The sequence below is a fragment of the Acetohalobium arabaticum DSM 5501 genome, assembly GCF_000144695.1.
Lineage (GTDB): Bacteria > Bacillota > Halanaerobiia > Halobacteroidales > Acetohalobiaceae > Acetohalobium > Acetohalobium arabaticum.
On the sequence record NC_014378.1, the window covers coordinates 1 to 12468 of the forward strand.

The window sequence follows — 12468 nt, forward strand, 5'->3', positions numbered from 1 at the left end:
ATTATTAATATGTCCAAATAACATCAAATAAAATTCATCTTTGACCTAGGTCTATTTATTCACAGAGACAACAGTTATTCACAATTTATTAACAGTCTGTGAATAACTTATATCTGTGTCTTTTTTTTCTCTAATTTGCGAAGATATCCACAAAAGAGAGTAGATTGTTAATAAGTCTGTGGATAACATAAAATGGTATATGTATTTTTTGGTCTTTTTATACTATATTTCAATATATTGGTTAAAATAAAAACAGACAAACAGTATTTATTTACAATAATTTACTTATCCACAACATCATCATATACTAATAGACAGTCCTTAAATCGCTTTGCAGGAGGTTTTAATCTATGAAAAAAGAAGATTTAACAGAGATATGGCAAGAAGCCTTAGAAATATTTAAGTCAGAATTAAGTAAGCCAAGTTTTAAAACTTGGCTTAAATCAACTAAATTAATATCCGTCGAAAATGATCATGCTGTAATTGAAGTCCCTAATGAATTTTCTAAAGACTGGTTAGAAACCAGATATTCTAATTTAATTAAAGAAACAATTAGTCAATTAATTGATAGAAAGATCAATATAAAATTTACAATTCCTACTAATAAAGAAGAAAAATTAGTCAATAAAAAAAAGAAAGATAAAAAAACTGATAATCAAGAGGAAGATGATAATAACCCAGCTTCTTTAAATCCTAAATATACTTTTGATACCTTTGTCATTGGTAGTAGTAATCGATTTGCTCATGCTGCATCTTTAGCTGTTGCTGAAGCACCGGCCAAAGCTTACAATCCTCTTTTTATTTATGGCGATGTAGGATTAGGAAAAACACACTTAATGCATGCTATTGGACATTATATTATTGAGCATAACTCAGATCTTAAAGTAGTTTATGTTACATCTGAAAAATTTACTAATGAATTAATTAATTCAATTCGGGATGACAATACTGTCAAATTCCGTAATAAATATAGGAATATTGATATCCTTTTAATAGATGATATTCAATTTTTAGCTGGCAAAGAACGAACTCAAGAAGAATTCTTTCATACCTTCAATGCTTTGCACGAAGCCAATAAACAAATAATAATTTCAAGCGATCGACCTCCTAAAGAAATTCCAACTCTAGAGGAACGTTTAAGATCTCGATTTGAATGGGGATTAATTACTGATATTCAAGAACCTGATTTAGAAACGAGGATTGCTATTTTACGTAAAAAAGCTACCTTGGAAGATCTTGAAGTACCTAACGAAGTTATTGTATATATTGCAAACCAAATTCACTCTAATATTAGAGAATTAGAAGGCGCATTAATTAGAGTAGTAGCCTACTCTTCATTAACAAACAAAGAAATTACAGTTGAATTAGCCCAAGAAGCTCTAAAGGATATTATTTCTACTACAGAAGCAGAAGAAATAAACATTAAATTAATTCAACAAATAGTAGCTAATCATTATAATCTTGAAATAGAAGATATGAAATCAAGAAAAAGAACCAGAGCTATTGCTTTTCCTAGACAAGTAGCAATGTATTTATCCAGAGAATTAACAGATTCTTCGCTACCAAAAATCGGAGAAAAATTTGGAGGACGTGATCATACAACAGTTTTACATGCCTATAACAAAATTGACGATAAAAAAGAAGAAGATATCCAGTTTAAAAATACCATTAAAACTTTAACAAATAAAATAAATAATTAACTTTCACACATGTTGATAAACTATTAATAACTTGTTTATAATTTGTGGATAATTAGTGAAGTTATGATAGCTTGTTTATATGTGGATAACTTCCACTTACTTAATAACAAGTTATCCACATGTGGATAACTTTGATACCAGTAGTTTATCACACTTTTCCACAAATCCACAGCCCCTATTACTACTACTACTATGTTTTTTAAATATATAAGACATAATAAGTAAATTGTTAATTGTTAATAACTAAAATCAAGGAGGTCTTTAAATGCAAATTAAAATTGATAGAAAAAATTTTTATGATGGTATTCAAACTGTTAGAAAAGCTATTTCCTCTAAAAGTACTTTACCTATTTTATCCGGTATTCTAATTGAAACTCAAGAAAAAAAACTTAAATTAGTTGGTACAGATTTAGAATTAGGAATAGAATGTAGAGTAGATGCAAATATTATAAAAGATGGAGCTATAGTATTACCTGCTAATCATTTAGCTAATATCGTTAGGGAACTACCAAATAAAGAATTAGAATTAGAACTAAAGAAAGATAATAAAATAGAAATTTCATGTGGGTTATCACAATTTAAAATTCATGGTTCACCAGCTGATGAATATCCATTATTGCCAGAAGTTGGTTCAGGTATCGAATATACTCTGTCCCAAGAAAAATTTCAAGCTATGATTAACAGAATTAAATTTGCTACTTCAGATGATGAAAGTAGACCATTTTTAACTGGAGGCTTATTATCTATCGATAATGAAAATTTAAAGATGGTTGCTACTGATTCTTATCGATTAGCTTATACTCAATTAGAACTGGATAAGGACTTAAAAAATGAAAAGATAATTATTCCTAGTAAAACTTTAAATGAATTAAGTAAGTTACTTAACTCAGAAGATGAAATTAGATTTTTAATTACTGATAATCAAATCTTATTTGAGTTTTCAGAAATAACTATTATATCTCGTTTAATTGAAGGACAGTTTCCTAATTATAAACAAGTAATTCCTGACAATCACAAGACTGAAATTAAATTAAAGAAAAAAGAATTACTCAATGCTACTAAAAGATCAGCATTAGTTGCTAGGAATAACTCTAATATTATTAAAACAAAATTCCAAAATGACAAACTAATGATAGAATCCAATGCTCCTGAAGTTGGACAGGCATATGAAGAGTTAAGTACTTCACAACACGGTGATGATACTGAAATAGCTTTTAATGCTAATTATTTAATTGATGTTTTAAAAGTAATAGATAATGAAGAAATATTAATTGAATTATCCGGTGAATTAAGTCCTGGAGTAATCAAAGAAGTAGATAATGACAATTATATTCATGTAATTATGCCGGTTAGATCAACATAAGGAGGGATAAAATGAGAGAAATTAAAATCAAGACCAAAGATATTAATCTTAACCAATTTTTAAAGTGGGCAAATATTGTTTCAACTGGTGGCGAAGCTAAATTACTTATAAAAAAAGGGAAAGTAATGGTAAATGGTGAAGTAGAAAAAAGGCGTGGTTTTACTCTACATCCTGGAGATGTAATTAAGATAGATAACGAAGAATATAAAGTAATAACCTAATAATTGGTAAGGAGTGGAAAAATAATTTGTATCTTACCAATCTGTTTCTAAAAAATTTTAGAAATTATCATACCTTAGAACTTAAGTTGAATAGAAATCTTAACATATTTATTGGAGATAATGCAGAGGGGAAGACTAATATTTTAGAAGCTATCTATCTATTAAGTACCGGAGATTCACATCGAACTAATATTACTTCTGAAATGGTAAACTGGCAACAGGATAGCTTCTATATAAGCAGTCTTGTAAATAGAAAAGAACAAGAATTTAAAATCGAGTTTCTATTTAAAAATAGAAAAAAAGAAGTTAAAATTAATGATAATAAACTGCAAAAGTTAGAAGATTTACTAGGTTATATTAATGCTATAATCTTTTCACCTGAAGATTTAGAACTGGTTAAAGGAAGTCCTAGCAAGCGAAGAAAATTTATTAATTTAGAAATTTCTCAGGTTAATTCTTATTATTATCATAACTTACAAGAATATAGACGAATAGTAAAACAGCGTAATAATCTACTAAAAGAAATTAGAGAAGGTAAAAGCTCTAAAGATATGTTGGTAGTTTGGAACCAGCAATTAATCGAATTGGGAAGTAAAATAATTACTAAACGGCTAAATGCATTGGATAAATTAAGTATTTTAGCTAGATTAATGCATAGAAAAATTACTGACGGTTTGGAGACATTGGAGCTTTCATATCAATCATCCTTAGATTTAAATGGAAATAATTCTACTACAGAAGAAATTGAAACAGTCTTTACAAAAAAATTAAAAGCTAATCAACAGAAAGAAATTGACCGAGGAGTTAGTATTTTTGGTCCCCATCGGGATGATATTATATTTGAAATAAATGATATCAATACTAGAAAATTTGGATCTCAAGGACAGCAGCGAACTGCTGCTTTAGCTTTGAAATTGGCTGAATTAGAATTTATGAAATCAGAAATAGGTGAATATCCTATTTTATTATTAGATGATGTCTTTTCTGAACTGGATAATAATCGGCAACAATATTTATTAAAAGTAATTGAAAATAGAATTCAAACTTTTATAACTAGTACTGAAATAAATAGATTGCATAAATTAGAAAAAAATAAAAATATCTATCAAGTTAAGGGAGGTAAGGTCATGAAGACCAAATACGATGGTTAATCCCATTAATAAAGTCTTAGAAAAGACCTTACAGAATTTAAATTTAACCCACAAAATCAAAGAAAAGAAAGTATTAAATATTTGGTCAGAAGTTATTGGAGATAAATTAAAAAAACATACTAAAGCTAGTTATATTAACCAAGGGATTTTATTTATAACAGTTAATAATTCAACTTGGGCTCATCAATTACTTTTTTTGAAAGAAGATCTAATTTCTCGTTTAAATAAAAAACTGGACCAAAAAATAGTTGAAGATATTAGATTTAAACTTGGTTCAATCAATTCAACTGATTTAACTGAAGATAAAGGAAGTAAGGATTCATTTAATTTAAGTAAAATAGAATTAACTACAGAAGAAATGACAGAAATAAAAACTAAACTAAATTCAGTACCAGATGAAAAATTAAGTCGAAAGCTTTATTCTATTTTAGCAAAAGATAAAAAAATGAATAAATGGAAAGAAAAAGAAGGATGGGTAAGATGTGATTATTGTTCTACCCTGCATCCTAAAGAAACTGAGAACTGTATGATCTGTCAATTGAAAAGTGAAAAGAATTTTAATGAGATAGAAGAAGTGTTGATAGAAAATCCATGGTTAACTTATGAAGAAATTAGTAACTTCTTTCCTAGTCTTGCGCATTCGGATTATAATCGAATTAGAAAAGAATTAATTATTGATTTCTGGCAGGATATAAAAGAAAAGATTCCCCAAGCAATCAACAATAAGAATAATGATAGATCTACACAAGAAATTAAAATTTTAATTCAAAATTACGTAATGTTAAAAAGAAGTATTCGACCTGATAAGCTAAACAGAAATATTATCAAAGAAGTTATTGGTAAGAATTATATTCAAGTCTATAATCGGTTATAGAGGAGGAAAGCTGTAATGTTGTTACATTTAGGTAATGATTATATGATTCCTACTAAGGATGTAGTGATGATAGCCGACATTGAATCAACTGATTCAGAAATCACACGGGAGTTTTTGGAAGTTGCTAAAGAAGAAGGATTTATTAAAAACTTTTCTAAAGGAGAACCTAAATCCTTTGTATTAACTAATGAAACTATTTACTATTCTAATATATCATCAAAAACATTAAGAAAAAGGATGAATTATGTTAATCGCTTAAGCCGTGATTATTAATATCACGGTTTTCATCAGTTTATGAAAGGTAAAATGGAGGTTATAACTATGGATAGAAATGAATTCAATCACACTAAATATGATGCCGACCAAATACAAGTATTGGAAGGATTAGAAGCAGTTAGGAAACGGCCGGGAATGTATGTTGGAGGGACTGGTGCTAGAGGATTACATCATCTAGTATATGAAGTGGTAGATAACAGTATAGATGAGGCTTTAGCCGGTTACTGTGATAATATAGAAGTTATTATTGAACCGGGAAATGTAGTAACAGTAATAGATGATGGACGGGGAATACCCATTTCTTCTCATCCTAATTTAAATAAACCAGCAGTAGAGATTGTAATGACAGTTTTACATGCTGGAGGAAAGTTTGATAATGAAGGATATAAAGTTTCCGGGGGGTTACATGGAGTAGGAGTATCAGTTGTTAATGCTTTATCGGAATGGTTAGAAGTAGAAGTTATGCGAGATAATAAGATTTATCATCAACGCTATGAAGAAGGAGTACCTGTTAAGGACTTAACAGTAATTGGAGAAAGCCAAGCAAGCGGAACTATGATTAAGTTTAAACCTGATCTGGAGATCTTTGAAAGTATAGATTTTGAATATAAAAAATTGATAAAAAGATTAAAGGAATTAGCCTACTTAAATAAAGGAATTAAGATTGAAATCAAGGATAAACGGAGAGATGAAATCAAAACAGATATCTTTCAATATGATGGCGGAATTGTATCGTTTGTACAAGAATTAAATGAAAATAAGGATCCTATTCATGAGGAACCTATTTATTTTGAAACTGAAGAAGAAGATAATCATATTGAGGTTGCTATTCAGTATAATGAAACATATGTTGATAATATTTTTACCTTTGCTAATAACATCAATACTCATGAAGGAGGAAATCATTTAAGTGGATTTAAAAGTGCTTTAACTAGAACTATCAATGATTATGCTAGACGACATGACTATTTAAAAGAAGATGATTCGAATTTATCTGGCGATGATATTCGAGAGGGAATAGTAGCAATCGTTAATGTTAAGTTACCTGATCCACAATTTGAAGGACAGACTAAAACAAAATTAGCTAACAGCGAAGTTAGAGGTATAGTTGATTCAGTAGTATCAGAGAATTTGGATAGATTTTTAGAAGAAGATCCTGAAATTGGTTCAATAATTGTTCAGAAAGCTATTAAAGCAGCTGAGGCAAGGAAAGCAGCCAAAAAAGCTAGAGAATTAACAAGAAGAAAGAGTGCCTTAACCTCTACGGCTCTACCAGGTAAATTAGCCGACTGTTCTTCGCGGGATCCTGAAGAGTCTGAATTGTATATCGTTGAAGGGGATTCGGCTGGCGGTTCAGCTAAACAGGGAAGAGATAGGAAATTTCAAGCTATCTTACCTTTAAAAGGAAAGATTTTAAATGTAGAAAAAGCAAGATTAAATAAAATTTTAAATAATAATGAGATTAGATCTCTAATTACTGCTTTAGGTACAGGAATTGGTAAAGAATTTGATATGGAGCAGGCTCGATATAAAAAGATTATTATCATGACTGATGCTGATGTGGATGGAGCCCATATCAGAACATTATTACTAACCTTCTTTTATCGTTATATGCGCCCATTATTAGAAGCAGGAAATATTTATATTGCTCAACCTCCGCTTTATAAAGTTAATAAAGGAAGAAAAGAGTATTATGTTTATAATGATCGCAAATTAGAAGAATTACTAAATGAAATTGGTAGAAGTGGTATTTCGATTCAAAGATATAAAGGATTAGGAGAAATGAATCCTAAACAGCTATGGGAGACAACTATGGATCCAGAAAATAGAACTACCCTTCAAGTGCAGATTGAAGATGCAGTAATGGCTGATGATATCTTTACTACTTTAATGGGAGATAAAGTAGCTCCTCGAAGAAAATTTATTCAGAAGCATGCTAAAGAAGTCAAAGAGATAGATATTTAAGTTTTTTAGATTGAATTGACAAGGAGGGAAGATTATGCCGGAATTAAAGAAACAGGAAGCTACATCTGTTAATATTGAAAATGAAATGAAAGAATCATATATGGATTATGCAATGAGTGTCATAGCTGGAAGAGCTCTACCGGATGTCAGAGATGGGTTGAAACCTGTCCACCGACGTATTCTATATGCAATGCATCAACTTGGAATTACACCTAATAAGTCACATAAGAAATCAGCTAGAATAGTGGGAGAAGTTTTAGGTAAATATCACCCTCATGGTGATACAGCTGTTTATGATACTATGGTTAGAATGGCACAGAATTTCTCTTATCGTTATATGTTAGTAGATGGCCATGGTAATTTTGGTTCTGTAGATGGGGATTCTGCTGCTGCTATGCGGTATACTGAAGCTAGAATGTCTAAGCTATCAACTGAATTGTTATCTGATATCAATAAGGATACAGTTGATTTTAAGCCTAATTTTGATGATACACTTAAAGAGCCAGAAGTTCTACCGTCTCGACTACCAAATTTATTAATTAATGGATCTTCTGGAATTGCCGTTGGTATGTCTACTAATATTCCTCCCCATAATTTAACTGAAGTTATTGATGGATTAATTGCTATGATAGATAATCCTGACCTTGATATTATAGAGTTAATGAAGATAATTAAAGGACCTGATTTTCCTACAGGCGGTCTGATTATGGGGCGAAAAGGAATTAAAAAGGCCTTTGAAACCGGCAAGGGCAAAGTCAAAGTTAGAGCTAAAACAGAGATTGAAGAGTTTGGCAATAATAGAGAACGAATTATTGTTAATGAATTACCTTATCAAGTAAATAAAGCAAAATTAGTAGAAAAGACTGCTAATTTAGTCAGGGATGGAGAAGTAGAAGGAATTGCTGATTTAAGGGATGAATCTGACCGGAATGGAATGAGAATATCAATTGATTTAAGGAAAAGTGCTAACCCTAAGATAGTTTTAAATAAATTATTTAAGCATACCCAGCTGCAGAGAACCTTTGGAATTATTATGCTGGCTTTAGTTGATGGTGAACCAGAGGTACTGAGTCTTAAAGAGGTATTACAGCATTATCTTGAACATCAAAAGGAAGTAGTAACACGTAGAACTAAGTATAACCTAGATAAAGCTCAGTCACGGGTTCATATTTTAGAAGGTCTGAAGACTGCCTTTAATAATATCGATGCAGTAGTTAAAACCATTCGCAGTTCGGAAAGTAAAAATGTAGCACAAGAAAGGTTGATTAGCGACTTTGATTTAACAAAGAAGCAGGCTAAGGCTATTTTGAGGATGCGCCTACAGCGTTTAACTGGACTGGAAATAGAAAAAATAGAATCAGAGTACCAAAAATTAATTGAAGAAATTGAGTATTTGAAATCAATTTTGGCCAGTGAAGAGAAGTTATTGGATATTATAAAGGATGAAATTCTTGTTTTAAAAGAAAAATATAAAGATGAAAGAAGAACAAAGATAGTTGACCAAGAAATAGATTTAGCTGTTGAGGATTTAATTGAAGAGGAAGAAATACTAATCACTATTACTGATAATAACTATATTAAAAGAATTCCACTAGATACCTATAGAAGCCAACATCGTGGAGGTAGAGGAATAATTGGTATAAATCCAGATGCAAAAGATTCCGTAGAGCAGTTGTATACCACATCTACTCATGATTATTTGTTATTCTTTACTAACCAAGGGCGAACTTATCGATTAAAGGGATATCAGATTCCCGACGCAAGTCGACAGGCTAAGGGAACAGCAATTATTAATCTACTGGATATGGAGCCTAATGAGAGAGTTACTGCTGTAATTCCGGTTGAAGACTTTGATTTAGATGATTATTTGTTGATGGTTACAGAACAGGGAATAGTTAAAAGAACAGAACTACAAGAATTTAATACAAATTATACTGGTTTGATAGCTCTTGATCTACAACAGAATGATGAATTAATTGAGGTTAGGTTGACTACCGGTCAAGAAGACATTATTTTAGGTACAGAATTAGGATTGGCAATTAGATTTAATGAATCAGAGGTTAGAAGTATGGGGCGAACAGCTAGAGGAGTAAAAGGAATAGATTTAGCGTCTCAGGATAAAGTAGTAGGAGCAGATATTATTAAGGACGGTGGAAAATTATTAGTAGTTACGGATAAAGGTTACGGTAAACAGACTCCATTAAATAAATACCGCCGTCAAAGTAGAGCTGGAAAAGGGCTACTAACTATAAAGAGAACAGATAAGAATGGTAAATTAACTGCTTTAAAAGTAGTAGAAGAAGATGATGAAGTGATGTTGATCTCTAAAGAGGGAATTGTTATCAGAATGTCTGTATCAGAAATTTCATCTACTAGTAGAAATACACAAGGAGTTAATCTTATGAGCTTAGTTGAGGGAGATCGAGTAGTTTCTCTAGCCCATATTGAAGATGAAGATGGTAATGAATAATTTATTAATTGAATCATTGGCCTCAACTTAAGCTAAATTTTGGAAAAAATGCAGTATATTATTCAGCCTGGGAAGTTTATCTGTTCCACTCCAAAACAACCCAGGCTGATATTATAGAATCATAGATAATTTGCACAACTTTGAAATGCAGTAATATATTAATATGATTGATTACTTTAATTTTCCCTTGACAAAAGAGCTAATAGATGATAAATTATAAAGTGTCGCCTCAAAAGGGCTGACAAATTAATTCAAATTTTTCTTGACAAAGTGAAGTTTTGATGTTAGAATGTTTAATGTCGCTTGTAAGAAAGCAGTCTTTTCTGCTGCAAAATCAAATAATTTGAGATTTCTTCTTGACAAGTGACGGAGTTTGTGTTAATATATTAATTGTCGCTTGAAAAGAACTGGATCTTCTTGAGATTCTTGAATTTGTTCTTGACAAGCTACAAGAAAAATGTTAAAATACTTGATGTCGCTTATTTGCGACTACTGATCTTTGAAAACTGAACATTGTCCATGCCAACGTCAATTGAGAATGGTAGTAATCCTTTATTCTTATTTGAGCCATATTAAACTCAACTTTTAGATCTGCTTTGCAGATTTAAATATATTCTTTTATCGGAGAGTTTGATCCTGGCTCAGGACGAACGCTGGCGGCGTGCCTAACACATGCAAGTCGCGCGAGAAAGCTGCTCTTTGAGCAGTTAGTAAAGCGGCGGACGGGTGAGTAACGCGTGAGTAATCTACCTTTAAGTCTGATATAACTTCTCGAAAGGGAAGCTAATTTCGGATATTATGCTGCCTGGATAACCAGGCTGCATCAAAGGCGGCTTTTTGCCTCCGCTTTTAGATGTGCTCGCGTCCCATTAGCTTGTTGGTGAGATAACAGCTCACCAAGGCTGCGATGGGTAGCCGACCTGAGAGGGTGATCGGCCACACTGGGACTGAGACACGGCCCAGACTCCTACGGGAGGCTGCAGTGGGGAATCTTTCGCAATGAGCGCAAGCTTGACGAAGCGACGCCGCGTGAGTGATGAAGGCCTTCGGGTCGTAAAGCTCTGTCCTCAGGGAAGAACATCTTAGTAGTGAATAACTGCTAGGCTTGACGGTACCTGAGAAGAAAGCTCCGGCTAACTACGTGCCAGCAGCCGCGGTAATACGTAGGGAGCAAGCGTTGTCCGGAATCATTGGGCGTAAAGGGTGCGCAGGCGGTCTGGCAAGTCAAGTGTGAAATGTATCGGCTTAACTGATACACTGCGCTTGAAACTGTCAGACTTGAGGGCAAGAGAAGAGAGCGGAATTCCTAGTGTAGCGGTGAAATGCGTAGATATTAGGAAGAACACCAGTGGCGAAAGCGGCTCTCTGGCTTGACCCTGACGCTGAGGCACGAAAGCTAGGGGAGCGAACGGGATTAGATACCCCGGTAGTCCTGGCTGTAAACGCTGGATACTAGGTGTTGGGGGTTCAACTCCCTCAGTGCTGCAGTTAACGCGTTAAGTATCCCGCCTGGGGATTACGACCGCAAGGTTGAAACTCAAAGGAATTGACGGGGGCCTGCACAAGCGGCGGAGCATGTGGTTTAATTCGAAGCAACGCGCAGAACCTTACCAGGGCTTGACATCCCGTGACTATCTGTCAACAGCAGAATTTGGTCCTTTGGATCACACGGTGACAGGTGGTGCATGGCTGTCGTCAGCTCGTGTCGTGAGATGTTGGGTTAAGTCCCGCAACGAGCGTAACCCCTATCCTTAGTTGCCAGCATTAAGTTGGGGACTCTAGGGAGACTGCCAGTCAAAAACTGGAGGAAGGTGGGGATGACGTCAAGTCATCATGCCCCTTATGCTCTGGGCTACACACGTGCTACAATGGCCTGTACAGAGGGCTGCTATACCGCAAGGTTTAGCCAATCCTCAAAACAGGTCCCAGTTCGGATTGCTGGCTGCAACTCGCCTGCATGAAGCTGGAGTCGCTAGTAATCGCGGATCAGAATGCCGCGGTGAATCCGTTCCCAGGCCTTGTACACACCGCCCGTCACACCACCCGAGTTGGATGCACCAGAAGTCGTCTACGGGCGCCGAAGGTGTGTCCGATAAGGGGGGTGAAGTCGTAACAAGGTAGCCGTATCGGAAGGTGCGGCTGGATCACCTCCTTTCTAAGGAGTACTTTTAAACCATTCTATTGCGTTTAATGGACAATGTTCAGTTTTGAGAGATCAATTCTCTCTGAATAAATGTGGGTCTATGGCTCAGTTGGTCAGAGCGCGCGCCTGATAAGCGTGAGGTCGGTGGTTCGAATCCACCTAGACCCACCATTTTCAAAATTATAATCTGTGGGGGTATAGCTCAGTTGGGAGAGCGCCTGCCTTGCAAGCAGGAGGTCAGCGGTTCGAATCCGCTTACCTCCACCATTTTAAACTAATTAAACTTGTACTTTGAAAACTGCACA

Annotated in this window: 8 protein-coding genes, 2 tRNA genes and 1 rRNA gene; all 11 read left to right on the forward strand. The window is 33.8% G+C overall.

The window, feature by feature from the left end:
• Positions 1–350: 350 nt before the first annotated feature.
• The 11 genes from dnaA to acear_RS00055 all read left to right on the forward strand — a co-directional run bounded on the left by dnaA (position 351) and on the right by acear_RS00055 (position 12430).
• Complete coding sequence (gene dnaA / locus acear_RS00005) at positions 351–1700, forward strand: chromosomal replication initiator protein DnaA (RefSeq protein WP_013277000.1); 1350 nt, start codon at positions 351–353, stop codon at positions 1698–1700.
• 265 nt (positions 1701–1965) lie between these two features.
• Entirely contained in the window at positions 1966–3063 is a 1098-nt protein-coding gene (gene dnaN, locus acear_RS00010; protein ID WP_013277001.1) for a DNA polymerase III subunit beta, read from the forward strand.
• Between the two features lie 11 nt (positions 3064–3074).
• A complete protein-coding gene (locus acear_RS00015) occupies positions 3075–3284 on the forward strand; it encodes an RNA-binding S4 domain-containing protein (protein ID WP_013277002.1) in 210 nt (69 codons plus the stop codon).
• Between the two features lie 26 nt (positions 3285–3310).
• Complete coding sequence (recF, locus tag acear_RS00020) at positions 3311–4435, forward strand: DNA replication/repair protein RecF (RefSeq protein WP_013277003.1); 1125 nt, start codon at positions 3311–3313, stop codon at positions 4433–4435.
• Positions 4428–5309, forward strand: coding sequence for a DciA family protein (locus acear_RS00025; RefSeq protein WP_013277004.1), 882 nt, complete (start codon positions 4428–4430; stop codon positions 5307–5309). The genes recF and acear_RS00025 overlap by 8 nt, the downstream gene beginning before the upstream one ends.
• Before the next feature lie 15 nt (positions 5310–5324).
• Complete coding sequence (gene remB, locus acear_RS00030) at positions 5325–5582, forward strand: extracellular matrix regulator RemB (protein WP_013277005.1); 258 nt, start codon at positions 5325–5327, stop codon at positions 5580–5582.
• A gap of 48 nt (positions 5583–5630) precedes the next feature.
• Entirely contained in the window at positions 5631–7550 is a 1920-nt protein-coding gene (gyrB, locus tag acear_RS00035; RefSeq protein WP_013277006.1) for a DNA topoisomerase (ATP-hydrolyzing) subunit B, read from the forward strand.
• Between the two features lie 34 nt (positions 7551–7584).
• On the forward strand, positions 7585–10020 hold the full coding sequence (gyrA, locus tag acear_RS00040) for a DNA gyrase subunit A (RefSeq protein WP_013277007.1): 2436 nt from the start codon (positions 7585–7587) through the stop codon (positions 10018–10020).
• A gap of 618 nt (positions 10021–10638) precedes the next feature.
• Positions 10639–12175, forward strand: a 16S ribosomal RNA gene (locus acear_RS00045).
• 82 nt (positions 12176–12257) lie between these two features.
• Positions 12258–12334 (forward strand) — tRNA-Ile (locus tag acear_RS00050).
• Positions 12335–12354: 20 nt separating this feature from the next.
• Positions 12355–12430, forward strand: a tRNA-Ala gene (locus tag acear_RS00055).
• Positions 12431–12468 lie beyond the last annotated feature (38 nt).